This is a genomic window from Rhodococcus sp. NPDC003382, from assembly GCF_053589135.1.
Window position 1 is genome coordinate 101,601 of the sequence record NZ_JBSFRH010000015.1, and the last position, 20,519, is coordinate 122,119.

At 68.1% G+C, this 20,519-nt stretch carries 21 protein-coding genes; 8 read left to right on the forward strand and 13 right to left on the reverse strand.

Annotated features, from left to right (window positions below; all coding sequences use genetic code 11):
- Positions 1 to 44: 44 nt before the first annotated feature.
- The 4 genes from ACWDUD_RS12920 to ACWDUD_RS12935 form a co-directional block, all read right to left on the reverse strand.
- Positions 45 to 905: a MaoC/PaaZ C-terminal domain-containing protein gene (locus ACWDUD_RS12920; protein ID WP_450109587.1), complete on the reverse strand. Its 861-nt coding sequence runs from the start codon at positions 903 to 905 to the stop codon at positions 45 to 47.
- Between the two features lie 72 nt (positions 906 to 977).
- On the reverse strand, positions 978 to 2,690 hold the full coding sequence (gene kstD / locus ACWDUD_RS12925) for a 3-oxosteroid 1-dehydrogenase (protein WP_450109588.1): 1,713 nt from the start codon (positions 2,688 to 2,690) through the stop codon (positions 978 to 980).
- 172 nt (positions 2,691 to 2,862) lie between these two features.
- A complete protein-coding gene (locus tag ACWDUD_RS12930; protein WP_248676163.1) occupies positions 2,863 to 3,201 on the reverse strand; it encodes a hypothetical protein in 339 nt (112 codons plus the stop codon).
- Between the two features lie 2 nt (positions 3,202 to 3,203).
- Positions 3,204 to 4,349: a Rieske 2Fe-2S domain-containing protein gene (locus ACWDUD_RS12935; protein WP_197251655.1), complete on the reverse strand. Its 1,146-nt coding sequence runs from the start codon at positions 4,347 to 4,349 to the stop codon at positions 3,204 to 3,206.
- Positions 4,350 to 4,537: 188 nt separating this feature from the next.
- On the opposite strand from ACWDUD_RS12935, the gene hsaA reads away from it, so the two are divergent.
- From hsaA to hsaB, 4 genes are read left to right on the forward strand one after another with little or no spacing between them, the layout of a single operon-like run.
- A complete protein-coding gene (gene hsaA, locus ACWDUD_RS12940; RefSeq protein ID WP_450109589.1) occupies positions 4,538 to 5,713 on the forward strand; it encodes a 3-hydroxy-9,10-secoandrosta-1,3,5(10)-triene-9,17-dione monooxygenase oxygenase subunit in 1,176 nt (391 codons plus the stop codon).
- Positions 5,714 to 5,725: 12 nt separating this feature from the next.
- Positions 5,726 to 6,601 (forward strand): 4,5:9,10-diseco-3-hydroxy-5,9,17-trioxoandrosta-1(10),2-diene-4-oate hydrolase, encoded by an 876-nt coding sequence (hsaD, locus tag ACWDUD_RS12945; protein WP_450109590.1) that lies wholly within the window; start codon positions 5,726 to 5,728, stop codon positions 6,599 to 6,601.
- Positions 6,601 to 7,500 carry an iron-dependent extradiol dioxygenase HsaC gene (hsaC, locus tag ACWDUD_RS12950; protein WP_248676165.1) on the forward strand — a complete coding sequence of 300 codons (900 nt, stop codon included), beginning with the start codon at positions 6,601 to 6,603 and terminating at the stop codon, positions 7,498 to 7,500. The genes hsaD and hsaC overlap by 1 nt, the downstream gene beginning before the upstream one ends.
- Positions 7,500 to 8,084: a 3-hydroxy-9,10-secoandrosta-1,3,5(10)-triene-9,17-dione monooxygenase reductase subunit gene (gene hsaB, locus ACWDUD_RS12955; RefSeq protein WP_197251651.1), complete on the forward strand. Its 585-nt coding sequence runs from the start codon at positions 7,500 to 7,502 to the stop codon at positions 8,082 to 8,084. The genes hsaC and hsaB overlap by 1 nt, the downstream gene beginning before the upstream one ends.
- A gap of 160 nt (positions 8,085 to 8,244) precedes the next feature.
- Here hsaB and argJ read toward each other — a convergent pair whose 3' ends face one another.
- The 3 genes from argJ to ACWDUD_RS12970 all read right to left on the reverse strand — a co-directional run bounded on the left by argJ (position 8,245) and on the right by ACWDUD_RS12970 (position 11,291).
- The gene (gene argJ, locus ACWDUD_RS12960; RefSeq protein ID WP_197251709.1) at positions 8,245 to 9,393 is read right to left on the reverse strand and encodes a bifunctional glutamate N-acetyltransferase/amino-acid acetyltransferase ArgJ; all 1,149 of its coding nucleotides are present in this window, start codon (positions 9,391 to 9,393) and stop codon (positions 8,245 to 8,247) included.
- 187 nt (positions 9,394 to 9,580) lie between these two features.
- Complete coding sequence (locus ACWDUD_RS12965) at positions 9,581 to 10,330, reverse strand: acetoacetate decarboxylase family protein (protein ID WP_197251710.1); 750 nt, start codon at positions 10,328 to 10,330, stop codon at positions 9,581 to 9,583.
- An 88-nt stretch (positions 10,331 to 10,418) separates the two neighbouring features.
- Positions 10,419 to 11,291, reverse strand: coding sequence for an aldo/keto reductase (locus ACWDUD_RS12970; RefSeq protein WP_197251711.1), 873 nt, complete (start codon positions 11,289 to 11,291; stop codon positions 10,419 to 10,421).
- A gap of 123 nt (positions 11,292 to 11,414) precedes the next feature.
- Here ACWDUD_RS12970 and ACWDUD_RS12975 point away from each other — a divergent pair, with 123 nt between their 5' ends.
- Positions 11,415 to 11,846: an SRPBCC family protein gene (locus ACWDUD_RS12975; RefSeq protein WP_450109591.1), complete on the forward strand. Its 432-nt coding sequence runs from the start codon at positions 11,415 to 11,417 to the stop codon at positions 11,844 to 11,846.
- Positions 11,847 to 11,851: 5 nt separating this feature from the next.
- Positions 11,852 to 12,169, forward strand: a complete 318-nt coding sequence (locus tag ACWDUD_RS12980) for an ArsR/SmtB family transcription factor (RefSeq protein WP_450109592.1) — start codon at positions 11,852 to 11,854, stop codon at positions 12,167 to 12,169.
- A 59-nt stretch (positions 12,170 to 12,228) separates the two neighbouring features.
- Here ACWDUD_RS12980 and ACWDUD_RS12985 read toward each other — a convergent pair whose 3' ends face one another.
- The 6 genes from ACWDUD_RS12985 to ACWDUD_RS13010 are packed head-to-tail and all read right to left on the reverse strand — an operon-like array spanning position 12,229 to position 18,398.
- On the reverse strand, positions 12,229 to 12,792 hold the full coding sequence (locus ACWDUD_RS12985) for a P-loop NTPase family protein (protein WP_248674957.1): 564 nt from the start codon (positions 12,790 to 12,792) through the stop codon (positions 12,229 to 12,231).
- Between the two features lie 18 nt (positions 12,793 to 12,810).
- A complete protein-coding gene (locus ACWDUD_RS12990) occupies positions 12,811 to 13,866 on the reverse strand; it encodes an acyl-CoA dehydrogenase family protein (RefSeq protein WP_450109593.1) in 1,056 nt (351 codons plus the stop codon).
- Positions 13,863 to 14,828, reverse strand: coding sequence for an acyl-CoA dehydrogenase family protein (locus ACWDUD_RS12995; protein ID WP_450109594.1), 966 nt, complete (start codon positions 14,826 to 14,828; stop codon positions 13,863 to 13,865). The genes ACWDUD_RS12990 and ACWDUD_RS12995 overlap by 4 nt, the downstream gene beginning before the upstream one ends.
- The gene (locus ACWDUD_RS13000) at positions 14,825 to 15,985 is read right to left on the reverse strand and encodes an acyl-CoA dehydrogenase family protein (RefSeq protein ID WP_450109595.1); all 1,161 of its coding nucleotides are present in this window, start codon (positions 15,983 to 15,985) and stop codon (positions 14,825 to 14,827) included. Before ACWDUD_RS13000 ends, ACWDUD_RS12995 begins: the two co-directional genes overlap by 4 nt.
- Entirely contained in the window at positions 15,985 to 16,854 is an 870-nt protein-coding gene (locus tag ACWDUD_RS13005) for an enoyl-CoA hydratase (RefSeq protein WP_450109596.1), read from the reverse strand. Before ACWDUD_RS13005 ends, ACWDUD_RS13000 begins: the two co-directional genes overlap by 1 nt.
- Positions 16,851 to 18,398: a FadD3 family acyl-CoA ligase gene (locus ACWDUD_RS13010; RefSeq protein WP_450109597.1), complete on the reverse strand. Its 1,548-nt coding sequence runs from the start codon at positions 18,396 to 18,398 to the stop codon at positions 16,851 to 16,853. The genes ACWDUD_RS13005 and ACWDUD_RS13010 overlap by 4 nt, the downstream gene beginning before the upstream one ends.
- Before the next feature lie 44 nt (positions 18,399 to 18,442).
- Here ACWDUD_RS13010 and ACWDUD_RS13015 point away from each other — a divergent pair, with 44 nt between their 5' ends.
- On the forward strand, positions 18,443 to 19,651 hold the full coding sequence (locus ACWDUD_RS13015; RefSeq protein WP_450109598.1) for an acyl-CoA dehydrogenase family protein: 1,209 nt from the start codon (positions 18,443 to 18,445) through the stop codon (positions 19,649 to 19,651).
- Positions 19,648 to 20,448: an SDR family oxidoreductase gene (locus ACWDUD_RS13020; protein ID WP_248674964.1), complete on the forward strand. Its 801-nt coding sequence runs from the start codon at positions 19,648 to 19,650 to the stop codon at positions 20,446 to 20,448. The genes ACWDUD_RS13015 and ACWDUD_RS13020 overlap by 4 nt, the downstream gene beginning before the upstream one ends.
- Positions 20,449 to 20,519: the final 71 nt, after the last annotated feature.

Genomic DNA, 20,519 nt, shown 5'->3' on the forward strand with positions numbered 1-20,519 from the left:
GCAGGATCCGCTTTCTCGAGGGGAAAAGGAGATCGAACAGGAGGTTATGCGATGGTGAGAACCACGTCGGCGAGTGCCGGAGCGAGATCGCGTTCGACGACGGCCGCGGTGATCAGCAGTCGATCGCCGTCGCGCCAGATCCGGACGCGCAGCGTCTCGCCCGGGAAGACCACGCCGGCGAACCGTGCCCGGAAACCCTTGACGCCGGCGGCATCACCGTCGAGGACGGCGTCGGTCGCCGCCTTGCACACGATGCCGTAGGTGCACAGGCCGTGCAGGATCGGCGCGGGGAAGCCCGCGCCCTTCGCGAACTCCGGATCCGAGTGCAGGGGATTGCGGTCGCCGCACAGGCGGTACAGCAGCGCCTGCTGCGGCAGCGTCGGGACGTCCACCTCGACATCCGGTTCGCGGTCCGGCAGCTCGACGGACTCCGACGGTCCACGCTCGCCACCGAAACCGCCCTCGCCGCGCGCGAAGATCGACGACCGTGCGGTCCACAGCGGGTTGCCGTCGGGATCCACCGTGGTCGATTCCTGCACGATCACCGCGGCCTTGCCCTTGTCCCACACCTCGGCGATGCGAGTGGTGGTGCGGCCCTTGCCGTCGGCCGGGATCGGCCCGTGCACGACGACCTCCTGGCTGCCGTGCACGACCTTCGCCAGGTCGATCTCGACGCCGGGGAACGACACCTTCGGCGGTTCCACGGCGTGGAAGGTCGCGGCGACGGTCGCGAACGTCGGCAGCACCTGCGACCGGCCGTCGCTGAGGTAGCGCAGTTCGGCCGGGTCGGTGGGGCGGGAGCCTGCGCCGATTCCCAGGTTGTAGAGCTGAACCTCGCTGCTGGTCCAGGAGAAATCCTGGGAGGGCAGTTCGGCGCCGATCGCGACGGAGGGGTCGATGGGCACGCGGGATCCTTTCTGACCGGCCGCTCTCTCGAGCGGCGATGTTGGCGGGGCGCTTCCGGCCTCGGCCGCAGACTAGTGCTGTTCCGCCGTCTCGGCTGCGGGTTCTCCCGTTGACCGGGTTCCCTCGCCCAGGATGTCGAGGACCGCGAGGTAGGCGAACGTCATCGCGGGACCGATGGTCGCGCCGGGGCCCGCGTAGGTGTGGCCCATGACAGGGGCGCTGACGTTGCCGGCCGCGTAGAGGCCCTCGACGACTGTGCCGTCCTCGCGGAGCACGCGAGCGTCGACATCGGTGACGAGTCCGCCCTTGGTGCCGAGGTCGCCGGGCACCACCTTGAACGCGTAGAACGGGGCCTTGGCGATGACGCCGAGGCTCGGGTTCGGCTTGTTCAGCGGGTCACCGTAGTAGTGGTCGTACTGTGATTCGCCGCGACCGAAGTCCTCGTCCTTGCCACTGCGGGCGAAACCGTTGAACCGCTCGACGGTCTCGGTGAGTGCCGCGGCGGGCACACCGATCTTCTCTGCGAGTTCGCTGACGGACCCCGCCTTCACCAGCACACCGGCCTTCAGCCAGCGACCGGGGAAGGGTGTGCGCGGGGTGATGCCGGCGAAGGTGTAGCGGTCGCGGTAGCGCTGGTCGAGGATCAGCCACGCCGGGATGTTCTCGCCGGGACCCTCGCCGCGGCCGTGGGTTCCGCCGTACATCGCGTGCGTCGCCTCGACGTACGGCGCGGATTCGTTGGCGAAGCGCTTGCCGGAGCTGTTGACCATGATGCAGCCGGGCAGGCTGCGCTCGGACAGCGCGAACCAGGGCCCGCCGGTCAGCGGGAAGGACGGACCCCACCACGCGTCGTCCATGAAGTCCACGGCGCCCCCGACGGCCTGGCCGGCGCGGATGCCGTCACCGGTGTTGGCCTTGGCGCCGACGGTCCATTCCGTCCCGATCGGGGCACGCTGGTACTTCTTGCGCATCTCGTCGTTGTGCTCGAAGCCGCCGCAGGCGAGGATGACGCCCTTGCGGGCGTGGATGATCCGCTCCTCGCCGTCCGAGACGATCTTGACGCCGCGCACGGCACCGTCCTCGACTACGAGGTCGGTGAGGGCGGTGTTGAGCAGCAGGGGAACGTTCGCGTCGCGGAGGCCGATGCGCAGCCCCGCCATGAGTGCCTGACCGCGGACCAGCAGGTGCTTGCGGGTGAGGTTCGCCCACACGAAGCGCGCGCCGACCCGCATGGCGCGCAGCGGTCCGCGCGGGTTGCGCATCAGCAGGTTCAGCCACTTGTAGTCGGCCTGTGTGATGACGAAGTTCTTCGGGGCCCGCGCGTAGTCCGGTTCGAGCGTGGCGAGATCCGCGCCGAGGCGACGTCCGTCGAACGGGCTGGGCTCGACGGAGCGGCCACCGGCGCGCCCACCCGGGGCCTCCGGGTAGTAGTCGGAATATCCGGGGACCCACTGCAATTCGAGTGCGCTGTGCTTCTGGACGAAGGACAGCATCTCGGGGCCGCGGTCGATGTAGGTGTCGATCTTCTCGGCGGGCACCACGTCGCCGATGATGCTGTGCAGGTAGGTGCGTGCGGCCTCGGGGGTGTCCTCGACACCGGCCGCCTTCAGTGCGTCGTTGTTGGGGATCCACACGCCGCCGCCGGAGCGGGCGCTCGAGCCGCCGTAGCAGGCGGCCTTCTCGATCACGACGACGCTCGCGCCCTTGTTGGCGGCGGTGATCGCGGCGGTCATTCCGCCGGCGCCACTGCCGACGACGACGATGTCGTACTCCTGCTCACTCATGTAGAACACGTTATAGAATTGGTTCTGCCGAGTCCATCCTTTCCGTCCAGATTGTCTGTGCGGAGAGGGGAGATCGCGCCGGTGGTCCGACTCGAGACATGTTCCACAAACGACCGGCGGGACCCGTCGTCCGGGCGGGCCGGACGAAGGGTCCCGTCGTCGTGGACCGCGACTACCGGGGCACGGTCAGTGAACCGTCGAGCACGGCCTGCTCGATGCTCGCGCGCAGGTTCGGGCAGCCCTCGCGCGGGCCGCCCGCGCGGTCGGCGTCCCGGAATACCGGGCACGTCTCCTTCGGATCGGACTGCCACTGGATGCTCGTTTGCCGGAAGCTGTTCTTGCGCACCAGGACACACGTGCCACAGCTCCGGCATTCGATCTCGCTCATGCCCGAGTCGAGGTAGTTGATCTTGTCGATGGCGGTCTGGGCGGCGATCGCCTCGACCCGGTCCGGCTGATCCGCGAAACTCGGAGACTTCGCCCACTTGCTCTTTCGGGTCGAGGCGCTCATCGTCAGACCTCCGCGTCCTGCTTCTTCTCCGCTTCGGCGGCCTTGCGGGCCATGTTCTCTGCGACCTCCGCCTCCCAGGCCTCGTTGGCCTTGGTGGTGTCGACCTCGAATTCGAAACGCTGGGTCATCTTCTCGGTGACGTCGGCGACGTCGACGTAGAACTGTTCGTACCAGCGGCGCAGCTGGTAGACCGGGCCGTCCTCCTCGCAGAGCAGCGGATTCTCGATCTTGGTCTTGTTCTTCCAGATCTCGACGTCCTGCAGGAAGCCTTCCCCGATGCCCTCGGTGAACTTGGCCGCCATCCTGTCCGACTGCTCGTCGGTCATGCCTGTCGGCTTCTTGACGATGATGCCGTACTGCAGCATGAACGAGTCCTGCGTGATCGGGTAGTGGCAGTTGATCAGCACCGATTCGACCTTGTAGCCGCCGTAGCTGTTGGTCATCGGGTTGATCATGTAGGACGGGCCGTAGTACGCCGCGTACGACTCGAGGGTCGACTCCAGGCCGTACTGGGTGGACATGCCCTTGTCCGGGCGGCCGCGGGTGTTGAGAAACTGCTCCGCGATGTGCCCTTCGAAGACGTTCTTGAAGAATGTCGGGAAGGCGTAGTGGATGTAGAAGAAGTGCGCCATGTCCACGACGTTGTCGATGATCTCACGGCAGTTGGAACCCTCGATGAGGATCTGGTTCCAGGTCCAGTCGGTCCACTCGTCGCTGCCGTACTGCTCGATCTCCGGGAGCGTGATCTCCGGCGGCGGCGGGTTGCCCTCGGGGTCGTTCCAGACGAAGAGCTGGCCGTGCTTCTCGGTGGTGATCCACGCGCGGGTGCGGGCGAGCGGCGGAACGCGGCGGGCATAGGGGATGTCGGCGCACTTGCCGCTGCCGTTCCAGCGCCAGTCGTGGAACGGGCACGCGATGTCGTCGCCCTTGATCTCTCCCTGCGACAGGTCGCCGCCCATGTGGCGGCAGTAGGCGTCGAGAACCTTGAGATCACCGTTGGTGTCGGCCCAGACGACGAGTTTGGTGCCGAACGCCTGCACGGAGTGGGGCTTGCCGTCCCTGAACGTCTTGCTCAGGCCGAGGCAGTGCCAGCCTCGTGCGTACCGAGTCCGGGCTTCTCCGACGTCGATCTCGCGAATCGGTGCCATGTCCCCTCACTTCCCTTCGGATTTCTACTAGAACACGTTATAGAAGTTCGTACCGATCCGGAAGTGATCGGAGACTTTGGTCCCTACGAAACCGCACCGACCTGCGGTGGGGCGCGACCCTCGACAGAAATAAGAACGTGTTCTAGTCTCGATTCAAGCGATCAATTCGGAGCAGACGGGAGCGTCCAGTGGGCGACCACGACAGCCACGAGGTACTGCAGCGCATCGACGCGCTGCTCCCTTCCTTCCGGGAACGTGCGCAGGAGACCGAGGACCTCCGCCGCATCCCCGACGACTCGATCAAGGCGCTGCAGGAGGCCGGCTTCTTCAAACTCGTCCAGCCGTCCCAGTGGGGCGGATACGAGTGCGATCCGGTCACCTTCTACGCCGCGGTCCGCAATATCGCGAGCGCGTGCGGCTCCACCGGATGGGTCGCCGGCATCATCGGCATCCACAACTGGCACCTGGCCCTGTTCTCCCAGCAGGCGCAGGAGGACGTGTGGGGCGAGGATCCCGACGTGCGCATCTCCTCGTCGTACGCGCCCATGGGCGCCGGCCAGGTCGTCGACGGGGGATACAAGGTCAACGGTGCCTGGGCATGGTCGTCGGGCTGCGACCACGCGACCTGGGTCGTCGTGGGAGGCCCGGTCATCAAGGACGGCCGCCCGGTGGACTTCGGCAGCTTCCTCATCCCGCGCGCGGAGTACGAGATCGACGACGTGTGGAACGTCGTCGGCCTGCGCGGCACCGGCTCGAACACGATCGTCGTCAAGGACGTCTTCGTCCCACGGCACCGCTTCCTCAGCTTCAAGACCATGAACGATCTGGCGTCGCCGGGTCTCGAGGTCAACACCGCTCCGGTCTACAAGATGCCGTGGGGCACCATCCATCCGACGACGATCTCCGCCCCCATCGTGGGAATGGCCTACGGCGCCTACGACGCCCACGTCGAGCACCAGGGCAAGCGAGTGCGCGCCGCCTACGCCGGCGAGAAGGCCAAGGACGATCCGTTCTCGAAGGTCCGTATCGCCGAGGCCTCCAGCGACATCGACGCCGCATGGCGTCAGCTCTCCGGCAACGTCGCCGACGAGTACGCATACCTGCTGGCGGGCAAGGAAGTTCCGATCGAGCTGCGTCTGCGCGCTCGCCGCGATCAGGTGCGGGCCACCGGTCGCGCGATCGCGTCGATCGACCTGTTGTTCGAGAACTCCGGAGCGACCGCTCTCGCGAACGGCACTCCGATCCAGCGCTTCTGGCGTGACGCCCACGCCGGCCGGGTGCACGCGGCGAACGACGCCGAGCGCGCGTACGTCATGTTCGGTGGCGCCGAATTCGGTCTGCCGCTCACGGACACGATGGTCTAGGGGAGGCGATCGATGACGACGACCGAAGAACTCACCTACGAATCCACGTCCCGCTTCGCGCAGGTCCGCCCGGACCTGAAGCTGCACTACCACGAGGCGGGCGTCGGCAACGGCCCGACGATCGTGCTCCTGCACGGCGGCGGCCCGGGCGCGTCCTCGTGGTCGAACTTCTCCAAGAACATCCCGGTCCTGGCGCAGCGGTTCCACGTGCTCGCGGTGGACCAGCCGGGCTACGGCAGGTCCGACAAGCCCACCGAACACCCGCAGTACTTCGTGCACAGCGCCTCCGCGCTGAAGGATCTGCTCGACACGCTCGGCATCACCGGACGTGTTCACCTGCTCGGTAATTCGCTCGGCGGTGGCGCCGCGGTGCGTTTCGCGCTGGACTACCCGGACCGTGCCGGACGGCTCGTGCTGATGGGGCCGGGCGGTCTGAGCGTCAACCTGTTCGCCCCGGACCCGACCGAGGGCGTGAAGAACCTCGGCAAGTTCAGCTACGAGCCGACCCGCGAGAATCTCGAAGCGTTCCTGCGGATCATGGTGTTCGACCAGTCGCTGATCACCCCCGAACTGATCGAGGAGCGGTTCGCCGCGGCGAGCACCCCCGAATCCCTGGCCGCCGCGAAAGCGATGGGCAAGTCCTTCTCCAGCAGTGAATTCGAGAAGGGCATGCTCTGGCGCGACGCCTACAAGCTGCGGCAGCGCGTGCTCCTCATCTGGGGTCGCGAGGATCGCGTCAACCCGCTCGACGGCGCGCTCGTGGCGCTGAAGATGATCCCGCGCGCGCAACTGCACGTGTTCGGCGGCTGCGGCCACTGGGCGCAGCTCGAGAAGTTCGACGAGTTCAACAGGCTCGCAGCCGACTTCCTGCTCGACGGAGGAAACTGATGAGCATCCGCGCACTGGCGTACCTGCGCATCGAGGCCACCGACATGGCGGCCTGGCGCGACTACGGACTCAAGGTCCTCGGCATGGTCGAGGGCAAGGGCGCCGACCCCGACGCGCTCTACCTGCGGATGGACGACTACCCCGCTCGTCTGGTCATCGTTCCGGGCGAGCGCGACGGGCTCTACTCCTCCGGTTGGGAGTGCGCCAATGCCGAAGGCCTGCAGGAGATCCGCGAGCGACTGGCCAAGGCGGACTGGGCGTTCGAGGAGGGTACCAAGGAGGAGGCCGCCGAGCGCAACGTCGTCGAGTTCATCAAGTGCCGCGACGCCTCCGGGTCGCGACTGGAGATCTTCCACACCGTGGCGCTGCAGCATCGGCGCATCGTGAGCCCGTACGGCCACAAGTTCGTCACCGGCGAGCAGGGCCTCGGGCACGTCGTGCTCGCCACCAAGGACGACGCGGCGGACCTCGAGTTCTACCGGGATGTGCTCGGCTTCAAGTTGCGCGACTCGATGCGCCTGCCCCCGCAGGTCGTCGGGCGGCCCGCGGACGGTGAACCGGCCTGGCTGCGTTTCCTCGGCTGCAATCCGCGCCACCACAGCCTGGCGTTCGCGCCGCTGCCGAACCCCACCGGGATCGTGCACCTGATGGTGGAGGTCGAGAACTCCGACGACGTCGGGCTGTGTCTGGACCGGGCGCTGCGCAAGAAGGTCAAGTTGTCCGCCACCCTCGGCCGGCACGTCAACGACCTGATGTTGTCCTTCTACATGAAGACCCCGGGCGGCTTCGACGTCGAATACGGTTGCGAGGGATTGGAAGTCGAGGACGACAAGTGGATCGCCCGGGAGAGCACCGCGGTGAGCCTGTGGGGTCACGACTTCTCGGTGGGATTCAAGTAATGTCCGGCAGCGAAACCGAATCCGGCGCGGGCATCGACCCGCGCCGGTTCCGGAACGTCCTCGGGCAGTTCTGCACCGGCGTCACCATCATCACCACCGTGGACGACGGTGCTCCGGTCGGCTTCGCGTGCCAGTCGTTCGCGGCGCTGTCGCTCGAACCGCCGCTGGTGCTGTTCTGTCCCACCAAGGCCTCGCGGTCCTGGGCGGCGATCGAACGGTCCGGTCGCTTCTGCGTCAACGTGCTCGCCGAGGAACAGCAGGACACGTGCGCCCGCTTCGGATCTCGCGAACCCGACAAGTTCGCCGGAATCGATTGGACGCCTTCGCCGCTGGGCTCACCGATCCTCACCGGCTCGCTCGCCCACATCGACTGCACCGTCGAGACCGTGCACGACGGGGGAGACCACTGGGTGGTGTTCGGACGCGTGGCCTCGCTGAGCGAGGTGCGCGACGAGAAGGAACGTCCTCTGCTGTTCTACCGCGGTCAGTACACCGGTATCGAACCGGACAAGACGGTGCCCGCACCCTGGCGCGACGACCTCGAGGCGTTTCTCACGAGCGTCACCGAGGACACCTGGCTGTAGTCGTCCCGCCCCCGGTCGTCCGGAGACCCCCGTCCTTTCCGAGACCCCCGTCTTTCTCGAGCGAGCGGTACATTCGATCGATTGAAGGAGACGAGTGTACCGCTCGCTCGGAAACGGGAGGGGCTCGTCCGGGTGGGGCGGCTACGTGTGGGTGGGGCGGCTACGTGGTGTAGTCCGCGTTGATGCGGATGTAGCCTTCCGTCAGATCGCAGCCGTAGGCGGTGAACTCGCCCGCGGCGATGCCCAGATCCACCTCGATGACCACCTCGTCACCCCCGAGGTACTCCTGGAGAGCGGCGAGACGTTCGGGTGATGCCGGGACCGGATAGGTTTCGAGCCCTCCGAATGCGATCCGCACGTTCTCCTCGAGGATGTCGGTTTCGGATTCGCACTTCCCCACGGCCATCGCCACCCGGCCCCAGTTCGGGTCGGCGCCGTGCACGGCCGTCTTGACGAGCGGCGAGTTCACGACCGCCTTGGCGACGAGCTTGGCCTGCGCATCGTCGCGGGCACCGGTGACCCGGACCTCGATGAGCTTGCTCGCGCCCTCACCGTCCGAGGCGATCATCCGCACGAGCTCGGTGCACACCTCGAGCAGCGCCGCTTCGAACTCGGTCGGGTCGACGGGCCCGGCCGCCCCGGACGCGAACACGGCAGCGGTGTCCGATGTCGAGGTGTCGGAATCGACGCTGACCGCGTTGTAGGTGCGGTCGACGACCGAGCGGAAGATGCGATCGAGGGCGTCCGGGGCGAGCTGCGCGTCGGTCGCGATGAACGACAGCATCGTCGCCATATTCGGTTCCATCATGCCGACACCCTTGGCCACCCCGACCACCGTCGCGTTCCCGACCGTACGGAACGCACACTTGGAGCGCGTATCCGTCGTCATGATCGCCTCGGCGACCGCGCCGAGATCGGCGGGTCCGGGCGCGGGAAGGGCGTCCATTCCCGCGAGCATGCGTTCCATCGGGTACAACACCCCGATGACGCCGGTCGAGGCGACCAGAACCTGCTCGGCCGGGCATCCGAGGCGGTCTGCCGCCCAGGCCCGGAGTGTCCGGGCATCCGCGAGTCCCTGCTCTCCGGTTGCGACATTCGCGTTGCCCGACACGACGACGACTCCGCGGAGCGCCGACAGATCGACCTCGCGGTCGAGACGCACACTCGGGCCGGCGAAGCGGGACCGGGTGAACACCGCAGCGGAGGCGACATCGGGGGTGGTCACGCCGAGAAGCGCGAAGTCGGGACGGTTGTCTTTGACACCGATGCTTCCGGTGAGCGAGATGAAGCCGTCGACGGCGGGGATCATGCGGGGTCCTTTCGAGCGAGTTTGCTGCAGGGTCCACTCTGCCGAACGAACGCCGGAAACGGGGACGCCGGGGTGCGCAGCAGCGCGTCCGCTCGGGACCGGACCGTGCCTCGTAGCTCGAGCGAACGGTACGTTCGATCGATTGAAGGAGACGAACGATACATTCGCTCGGAAAGAAGGGGGAGGCCTACCGCGCCGGCACTTCCACGGCGTCCCCGAACGTCATCGCCAGATTCCCGATCGACGACGACACCAGCGCACGCTTGGGGAGCCCCAGCGACCGCAACTCGTCGGCAATAGGGTGCGTCCCCAGCCGCAGCGTGGCACCCCCGATCCGTGTCCGCATTCCGGACGGGTTCATGTCCCAGCTCGTGCGGCGCGTCACCGCGTCCAGGAACGAGTACGCCGCGACGGACGCCGTCGCACCCGCCCCCGGAACCGGAATACCCCGGGCGACGGTCAGTTCCGCGATGAGCCGGTCGTCCACGGACACCGACGCGCGTTTGGTGGCGCTGTGATGGTCGGTGTCGAAGTCGGCGAGGATCTTCGGGAATCCCCAGATACCGCGGCCGGCGGCGAGCGTGAAGTCGCCGTCGACGGGCAGTCGGTGGATGAGCGCACCGGCGCCGCCGGACCCGAGTTCGCGGAGGTCCTGCAGCACCGTGCCGCCGCGCCGGTTGTGGTCGCGGACGAGGAAGCACACGCCGAATTCGTTGTAGGGCCCGAGATCTCCGTCGACGTAGTCGACGAACACGAGGGTGCAGAGGCCGTGTCCGGGCCGGTACTGCAGAATCTCGAGGCCGCTGCCGGCGATCAGCGCCTGCGCCGGTGCTGTGGGTACCGAGTACATCGCCATGAAGGCGGTCGCGGTCCGGACCTGCACGGGCATCGCGACCTTCCTGCCGAGGACGAGGTGCGTGCCGGTGGTGTCGCTCATGTGTGCCTTCCCGGAGAATCGTGGAACGCTCGGATCAGAAATGAGAACACGTTCCACTATTGGGTCCGGGTGCGGCGAACGCAAGACCTTACGGCGCTCCCAGGTTCATCTCGTCCGGGTGCATCCCCACCCGGGTGCCGTCGTCGAGAGTCGCGATCTCGCTCAGGTCCAGTTCGGACAGTTCGAAATCGAACACGTCGATGTTCTGCGCGATCCGTTGCTCGTGCACCGACTTCGGAATGACGATCAGCCCGTTCTGCAGGTGCCACCGGATCAGGACCTGCGCCGGCGTCTTGCTGTGCCGGTCGGCGATGCGCGTGATCATCGGGTCCGTGAGCAGCGTGTTCGGCTTGGATGCCGGACCCCACCCGGAACCGCTGGTGCCGCCGAGTGGACTCCAGGATTCGACGGCGATACCGAGTTCGGCGGCGGTCGCGCGGATCTCCTCCTGCGGCAGGTGGGGGTGCAGTTCGACCTGGTCTACGGCGGGAAGCAGGCCGCCGCGATCGGCGAGCAACTTCAGGTGCCGCGGCTCGAAGTTGCAGACGCCGACCGCCTTCGCCTTCCCCGAGGATGCGATCTCCTCCATCGCATCCCATGTGCGCAGCAGGCGCTGGTCGTCGAGCAGCGGCCAGTGCACGAGATACAGGTCGACGTAGTCGAGACCGAGCCGTTCCAGGCTCGCGTCGATCGCCGCCAGGGCGGGTTCGTAGCCCTGGTCGGAGTTCCACAGCTTGGTGGTGACGAACAGGTCTTCGCGGGGGACCGACGACGACGCGAGGCCGCGCCCGACGCCCGCCTCGTTGCCGTACGCGGCAGCGGTGTCGATGTGCCGGTAGCCGGCTTCGTCGATCGCGAACCGCACGATGTGCTCGGTCTGCTCGTCGGTGGCCTGCCAGACTCCCAGGCCGAGCTGCGGGATGGTCGTTCCGGAATTCAGCGTGATCTCGGGAGTGCTCATCGTCCCAGGCTAACCACCGGGGTGCGGCTGCGCGGTCCGGAAGAAGAAATGCAACTCGGGGGTTGCAGTGCGCTGGTACATGTGCAACTCTAGAGTTGCAAAGCATCTACCACGGAGGAAGTCATGGCCTCTCTCGACATCACCCGCAGTATCGACATCCAGGCCCCGATCGCCAAGGTGTGGGCCGCCCTGACCGAACCGGGGCTGATCGCCCAATGGTTCGGTGACACAGCAGAATTCGATCCGAAGCCCGGAGGCGTAGGAAGTTTCGGCTGGACGAATCACGACGAAGGTCCGTTCCGCGTGCTGGTCGAGCACGTGGACGAACCGAAGACCCTGATCTACCGGTGGGCACGTGAATCGAACGCCGACCCCGTGCCGGGAAACTCCACGCTGGTGCGGTTCGACCTCGCCGAGATCGACGGCGGTACCCGCTTGACGTTGGTGGAGACGGGTTTCGAGGAGCTCGCCGAACCGCGATCGGCTCACGACGGCAACGTCGAGGGCTGGCAAGCCGAACTGGGCGACCTCGTGGAGTACGTGGAAGCACGGTGAGCGACATGTCCAAGGATGTTCCGGCGGTGCTGGCGGTACTCGCCGACGAGACCCGCTGGAACATCCTCACGCAGATCGGCGCCGAGGACCTGTCCGCGAGTGCGCTGGCGGACCGACTTCCGGTCAGCAGGCAGGCCATCGCCAAGCACCTGTCCGTGCTGGCCGACGCCGGATTCGTGGAGTCGGTCCGGGTTGGGCGAGAGATCCGATACCGGGCGATCGGCACCCCGCTCGGCAGGCTCGCCGATGAACTCGACGCCATCGGGCGGCAGTGGGATCGCCGTATGGAGGCGATCAAACGTATCGCCGAACGGCCCGATTAGGGCGTGCCTCCCGATCCGTCAGGGAATGGGAGACATGCCCTGGATCGGCGGCGCCTCGACTACTCGACGGGACGAAGCTGCCGAACCCAGGCGTCGACCTCGCGCCGGCCGGTCAGCCGGATCACCGGAAATTCGGGTCGCCGCGCGACGACCTCGGCGACCCGCTGCGCCGTCAGGGGATGCGTCGACCACGCCCACCGTACGATGTGCGCCGGGTCGGTGAAGACCGTGTGCAGGGGTGGTTCGATGTTGCCGTTCCACAACACTTCCCGGCGCCACCGACGCCGCAGGGTGCGCACGGCCACCTGGCGCATCACCGTCGCGCGGGGCAGGTCCAGCCACACCATCAGATCGGCACGTTCGGCCAGCAGCGGACGCACCGCGCGGTACTGCCATTCCGTCACCCACGCGGGTTGCGCGCTGAACCGGTCCACGTCGTCGGCGAACGACGCCCGCGGGGTCCAGTTCGGTCCGTGGTGCAACCCGTCCAGCTCTACGTGCGGTATGCCGAGCACCGCCCCGAGCCGCCCCGCCAGCGTCGTTTTCCCGGACCCGGAGGTGCCGGCGACGAGGATGCGGCAGGGGCGGCTCGGTGGCGGTGCGGTGGCGTCGAGCAGGGGCACCCGGGCAGGGTAGCGCCGTCAGTGGGCGACCGCACCCAGATATTCGTGCGGCCGGCCGAACAGCTGCGCGGTGCCGTGGGCCCGCTTGAAATACAGCTGCGCGTCGTGTTCCCACGTGATGGCGATGCCGCCGTGCAACTGGATCGCCTCGGCCGCGACCTGCTCGAATGCCTCGGAGCAGTAGATCTTCGCGGCGTAGGCGTCCTGCGGATCCTGCGACAGTGCCGCCGCGTACGACATCGACCGGGCGGTCTCGACGAGCGCGTACATGTCGGCCATCCGGTGTTTGAGTGCCTGGAACGAGCCGATGACGCGACCGAACTGCTTGCGGTTCTTCGCGTATTCGACGGTGAGATCCAGTGCGGCCTGCGCGGCCCCGACCTGCTCGGCGGACAGTGCGACGAGCGCGACCGTCGTCAGCCGTTCGACCAGGTCGGCCGGCGACGACAGGCGCCGCCCGGTCACTGCGGTGAACGACACCTGGGACAGGGACCGCGTCGGATCCATCGTCGGCACCCGGCGCCGCTCGACACCGTCGGCGTCCGGATCCACCTCGAACAGTGCGACTCCGTCACTGTCACCGTCGCCGGCGAGCACGAGCAGCGTCGTCGCGACGTCCCCGCCGAGCACGTAGTGCGCGGTGCCGGTCAGCGAATCACCCGAAGCCGTGATACCCGTTGTGGTCCAACCGGATTCGGATGCCCAGCACACCGCCACGACCTCGCCGGCCGCGATGCCCGGCAGCAGCCGTGCGGACGCCTCGGCGTCACCGGAGAGGAGCAGTAGCTGCGCGGCGAGCACCGCGGAGCCGAGCATGGGCGAGGGCGTCAGGGTGCGGCCGAGTTCCTCGAGCACGACGTGGGTTTCGGCGAGCGACGCGCCCACTCCGTCGAACTCCTCGGGAATCGCGAGTGCGGCGACCCCGATCTGCTCGACGAGCCGAGCCCACAGGGTCGTGTCGAAGCCGTCCGGTGAAGCGATGGCCTTACGTACGGCGGCGGAGTCGGAGTGCTTGGCCAGCAGGTCGCGCACCGACTGCCGCAGGGCGGCGCGATCCTCGGTTTCGAACGTCACGATGCCTCCAGAGCGGCGACGACCCGCGCCCGGTGCACATCCGGCGTGCCCCACGCGGTGACCAGCGCGCGGGCCTTCGTCAGCCACAGAGACAGGTCGTGTTCCTGCGTGTAACCGATCGCGCCGTGCACCTGCAGCGCCGTGCGGGCGGCCCGGTACGCGGCGTCACCGCACGCGACCTTCGCGGCCGAGACGTCCCGCGAGGCCGTCGGCAGTCCGTCCCGCACCGCGAGCGCCGCACCGAGCAGCAGCGGGCGGGCCATCTCCAGGGCGACGGCGACCTCGGCGAGGTGGTGCTTGATCGCCTGGAACGAGCCGATGATGCGACCGAACTGCTTGCGCTGCTGCGCGTATTCGGTGCTGGTCTCGAGCAGGGTGCGACCCAGCCCGAGCAGCTGCGCCGCGGTCGCGAGCGCACCGAGGTCGAACGCGTCGGTGAAGTCCGCGGTGCCGAGGGTCTCCGCCGCGGTCACCGTGAAGAGCCGCCGGGCCGGGTCGACCGATCCGTGTGCGTCGCCGGCGACGCCGGTGGACACGGTCGAATCCTGCACGAGCAGAACCAGATCGGCGGTGTCCGCGTCGACCGCGTACGGCACGTGCGGAGCCGCCGCGACCGTCGCGAGGGAACCGGACGCCAGCGCGGCGAGCCGGTCGGGCGCGACCGAGGCGAGCAGTTTCGGTGCGACCGCGACGGTTTCCACGACGGGGCCGGGCACCGCGTGGCGGCCGAGTTGTTCGACGGCGACGACCAGATCGACGGCGTCGGCCCCGAGACCGTCGTGTTCCTCGGCGACGAGCAGGCCGTTGACGCCGGTCTCGGCGAGACGCTGCCACACCTTCAGGCCGGGTTCGGTGTCGCCGGTGTTCCAGGCGCGGATCACCGCCGGCATGTCCGACTTGGTGAGCAGCGCGTCGATGCTCGCCGCGAAGTCCTCGTGGGACTCGTCGAGTGCGAATCTCATCGGTCGCCCTTCGGTAGGCCGAGCAGCCGCTCGGCGATGACGTTCTTCTGGATCTCGTTGGTACCCGCGTAGATCGGGCCGGACAGCGAGAAGAGGTAGCCGTCGGTCCAGGAGTCGACGAGCTCGGCCTCCGGGCCCTGCAGTTCGAGCGCGGTCTCGTGGGCGGCGATGTCCCACTCGGACCAGAACACCTTGTTGATCGACGACTCGGCGCCGAGCTGGCCGCCGGCCTCGAGCCGGGTCACGGTGCCCCAGGTCGACAGTTCGTACGCCCGCGCACCGATCCACGCGTCCGCCACCCGGTTCCGCAGCGCGGCGTCACCGTGCAGCGGGGAGGTGCGGTAGAGCTGCAGCAGCCGGTCGGCGGTCGCGAGGAAGCGGCCGGGGGAGCGCAGCGACAGGCCGCGTTCGTTCGACGCGGTGCTCATGGCGACGCGCCAGCCCTCGTTGACGCCGCCGATGACACCGGACTCGCCGGGGTTGGCGGGGTCGTCGGGCACGAACACGTCCTCGAGGAAGATCTCCGCGAAGCCCGGCTCGCCGTCGAGCTGATCGATCGGGCGGACGGTGACGCCGGGGGAGCGCAGGTCGAACATGAAGTACGTGATGCCCTTGTGGCGCTGGGCATCCGGATCGGAGCGGAACAGGCCGAAGCCCCAGTCCGCGAAGCTCGCCCGCGAACTCCACGTCTTCTGACCGTTGAGCAGCCAGCCGCCGTCGGTGCGGGTCGCGGTGGAGCGCAGCGACGCCAGGTCGCTGCCCGATTCGGGTTCGGACCAGGCCTGCGCCCAGATGTCGTCGGCGCGGGCCATCCGCGGCATGATGCGCGCGAGTTGCTCGGCGTTGGCGTGCTCGAACAGGGTGGGGGCGAGCAGGAAGATGCCGTTCTGGCTGACCCGCCCCGGTGCGCCGGCGCGGTAGTACTCCTCCTCGAAGATCACCCACTGCTGCAGCGTCGCGTCACGGCCACCGAGCTCGGCGGGCCAGGACACGACGGACAGGCGGGCGTCGGCGAGGGTGCGTTCCCACTGCCGGTGCTCCTCGAAGCCCTCCTTCGTATCCATGGACTTCAGCGGTGTGGACGGCACGTTCTCGGCGAGGAACGCCCGCACCTCGTCGCGGAATGCGACTGTGGCGTCGTCGAACTCGAGATCCATCACTTGCCTTCCTGGACGGGCCGGGCGCTGGCCGCCATCGACTTCGCGTTCATGCCACCGAGGGAATCGGTCCCGACCTCGGCGTTGTGGGCGTGCGCGAAGTGGTGCAGTCCGAACACCGAGTCCATGCCGTTGCGCATGCCCATGAGGTCCTCGCACTGGTTGACGGCACGCTTGGTCAGGGCCAGGCCGAAGCGCGGCATCTCCGCGATCCGCGCTGCGAGGGCGAGGGTTTCGTCCTCGAGCTGTTCGCGCGGCACGACGCGGTTGACCATGCCGACCTCGTACGCGCGCTGCGCGGTGAAGCGGTCACCGGTGTAGAGGATCTCCTTGGCGAAGCGTGTGCCCAGCACCCATGGGTGTGCGAAGTACTCGACACCTGGAATGCCCATGCGCACAACGGGATCGGAGAAGAACGCGTCCTCGGACGCGACGATCAGGTCGCAGATCCACGCGAGCATGAGGCCGCCGGCGATGCACGCGCCCTGCACGGACGCGATGGTCGGCTTGGGGATCTCCCGCCAGCGGCGGCACATCCCGAGGTAGACCTCCATCTCGCGGGCGTAGCGCTGGTCGCCGCCCGGCTTGTCGATGTGGTCCCACCACATGACGGCCTTGTTGTCGTAGTGCACGTGGTGGTCGCGTCCCGGGGTGCCGAGGTCGTGACCGGCGGAGAAGTGCTTGCCGTTGCCGGCCAGCACGATCGCCTTCACCTCGTCGTCCTCGACGGCGCGCTCGAAGGCGGCGTCGAGGGCGTAGGTCATCACCGAGTTCTGGGCGTTGCGGTAGTCCGGGCGGTTGAGCGTGACGATCGCAACCCCGTCCCGTACTTCGTAGGTGACGACATCGGGCTCGAACGGGACGGTCATGATTTCTCCTCACGCAGAACGTTTTTCAGAACTTTGCCGGACGGGTTTCGGGGAAGGGACTCGACGAACCGCACCGATCGGGGGACCTTGAAGCCGGCGAGCCGTTCCTTGCAGAACGTGATCACCGCGTCCTCCGTCAGGTCGGCGTCGGCCAGCGGCACGACGAAGGCGCGGCCGACCTCGCCCATGCGGCCGTCGGGTACACCGATCACGGCGACCTCGTGCACACCGGCCAGTCGCAGCAGCGCCGCCTCGACCTCGGCGGGATAAACGTTGAAACCGCCGCTGATGTACATGTCCTTGAGCCGGTCGGTGATGTCGAGATAGCCGCGGTCGTCGAGGGTTCCGACGTCGCCGGTGTGCAGCCAGCCGTCGGCGTCGATGGCCGCCGCGGTGGCCTCGGGGTCGTCGAGGTAGCCGAGCATCACGTTGGGTCCGCGCAGCAGGATCTCGCCCTTCTCGCCGATGCGGATCTCGAAGTCGGCGGTGGCGCGGCCCGAGGACGTGGACACGGTGACCGGGTCGTCGTCGGTGCGGCACATGCTGACGACGACCGCCTCGGTCTGGCCGTAGGCGGTGAGCACCGCGTCGAAGGCCAGTTCGTTCTGCATGCGCTCGACCAGCGCGACCGGCACCGGGGCCGCACCGGTGACCGCGATGCGCAGGTTCGACAGGTCGTAGTCGCCGCGGCGGGGATGGTCGAGGATGCTCTGGTAGATGGTGGGTGCGCCGGGCAGCACGCTGATCCGCTCGGCGGACACCATCGCCATGACCTTCTCGACGTCGAACACGGCCATCGGCACGACGGTGGTTCCGGACAGCAGCGCGGCGACGATGCCGGCCTTGTAGCCGAAGCTGTGGAAGAACGGGTTGATGATCAGGTAGTTGTCCTCGGCGGACAGTTCGGCGCAGTCGGCCCACGCCTGCGCGACCCCGATCGTCTGGCGGTGCGCGCTGAGCACGCCCTTGCTGCGGCCGGTGGTGCCGGAGGTGAACAGGATGTCGCAGATGTCGTCGGCGTCGACCGCGGCGGCCCGGGCATCGGCTTCGGCGCGGCTCGCGTCGGTCGCGAGGGCCAGGAAGTCGTCCCAGTCCCGTACGCCCTCGGTGGGAACGTCGTTCCCGCTGACCGGGACCCGCACGACGTGTGGCACGTGCAGTTCGGGTGCGGCCTCGCGCAACTGGGCGTATCGGTCGGCCCCGAGGAACTCGCCGACGACGACGAGCGCCGTGGCGTGCACGCGGTCGACGATGTCGGCGGCCTCCGCGCCGGTGTAGCGCGTGTTGACGGGGACGACGACGGCACCGGCCCAGTGCGCACCGAGGGCGGCGACGACCCAGTGGTACGTGTTCGGCGACCACAGGACGACGCGGTCACCCGGTTCGACGCCGCTCGCGACGAGCGCGCCGGCGAAGTCCCGGACCCCGTCGCGCAGCTGTGCAAAGGTCAGACGGGTATCGCCGTCGGCGATGGCGAGCCGGTCGGCGTAGGTGCCGGCGGCGCGATCCAGGGCGGCCGGCGTGGTTCTCGGATGTGCAGTCACTGAGCTCCCTACCTAGCAATTGCTTGGTAGGTTATCGTACAGACGTGGATCAGAGCGAGAGTCTCGAGAACGCAGAGTTTGCGGCCACCGTCCGCCAGTGGCTCGAAGAAAACCTGACCGGCGAATTCGCCGAGCTCAGAGGTAAGGGCGGGCCCGGAAGCGAGCACGAGTTCTTCGAACAGCGGCTCGCCTGGGATCGGCATCTGGCCGCCGCCGGATGGACGTGCATCGGATGGCCGACCGAGTACGGCGGGCGCGGTGCCACCCTCGAACAGCAGGTGATCTTCCACCAGGAATACGCCAAGGCGAACGCGCCCGCGCGTGTCAATCACCTCGGCGAGGAACTGCTCGGCCCGACGCTCATCGCGTTCGGCACGGAGGAGCAGAAGCAGCGCTTCCTGCCCGGGATCCGGAACGTGACCGAACTGTGGGCCCAGGGCTACTCGGAACCCGGCGCCGGGTCCGACCTCGCCAACGTCTCGACGACCGCGCGGCTCGACGGCGACAAGTGGGTGATCAACGGACAGAAGGTGTGGACGTCCCTCGCGCACGTCGCGCAGTGGGCGTTCGTCGTGTGCCGCACCGAGCCCGGCTCGACCCGGCACCAGGGCCTGAGCTTCCTGCTCGTGCCGCTCGACCAGCCCGGCGTCACCGTCCGGCCCATCCAGCAGCTGACCGGCACCTCCGAATTCAACGAGGTGTTCTTCGACGACGCCGTCACCGACGCGGACCTCGTCGTCGGCGCGCCCGGCGACGGCTGGAAGGTCGCGATGGCGCTGCTCACCTTCGAGCGCGGCGTCTCCACCCTCGGCCAGCAGATCGGCTTCGCCCGCGAACTCGACGGCATCGTCGCGCTCGCCGAGGCCAACAGCGCCGTCGGCGACCCGCACATCCGCGAGCGCATCGCCCGCGCCCGCATCGGCCTGCGGGTCATGCGCGCCCACGCCGTGCGCACCCTCGCCGACGCCGACCCCGGCCAGGCGTCCGTGCAGAAACTGTTGTGGGCCAACTGGCATCGTGATCTCGGTAAGCTGGCCATGGACGTGCAGGGTGCGGCGTCGCTCGTCGGCCCCGATCACGATCACGCCGGCAACCCGTCGGTGATCACCGACCCCGAACACCTCGAACTCGCCGAGTGGCAGCGGCTGTTCCTGTTCACCCGCGCCGACACCATCTACGGCGGATCCAACGAAATTCAGCGCAACATCATCGCCGAGCGGGTGCTCGGCCTTCCCCGAGAGGCTCGCTCGTGACCACCTCACCTCTGGCAGAAGTTCCCGTCGAGACTCCCGGCCACGGCCTGCTCGCCGGCAAGAAGGTCGTCGTCACCGCAGCCGCGGGAACGGGCATCGGATTCGCGACCGCGCGGCGCGCGCTGCTCGAGGGCGGCGACGTGCTCGTCTCCGACTTCCACGAACGCCGCCTCGGCGAGACCGTCGAGAAGCTCGCCGCCGAGTTCCCGCAGCAGCAGGTCGCCTCGATCGTGTGCGACGTCTCGTCCACCGAGCAGGTCGACGCCCTGATCACCGGTGCCGCAGAACAACTCGGCCGCATCGACGTCCTGGTCAACAACGCCGGGCTCGGCGGGGAAACTCCCGTCGTGGACATGACCGACGAACAGTGGGATCGCGTCCTCGACATCACCCTCAACAGCACGTTCCGCGCCACCCGCGCAGCGCTGCGCTACTTCCGCAGCGTCGACCACGGCGGAGTGCTGGTCAACAACGCGTCGGTGCTCGGCTGGCGTGCCCAGCACTCGCAGGCGCACTATGCCGCCGCCAAGGCCGGTGTCATGGCGCTGACCCGGTGCTCGGCGATCGAAGCCGCCGAATACGGGGTGCGCATCAACGCCGTCGCCCCGTCCATCGCGCGGCACCCGTTCCTCGCGAAGGTCACCAGCGAGGAGCTGCTCGACCGTCTCGCCGCCGGCGAAGCCTTCGGGCGGGCCGCGGACGTCTGGGAGATCGCCGCGACGATCGCCATGCTCGCCAGCGACTACACCACGTACCTGACCGGCGAGGTCGTCTCGATCTCGTCGCAGAGGGCGTGACCGCCCGGTGTGGCGGTTTGGGGCGCCGGGGCCGCCCAAAGACACAACCCGGGCGGGTAAAGATGGGTACA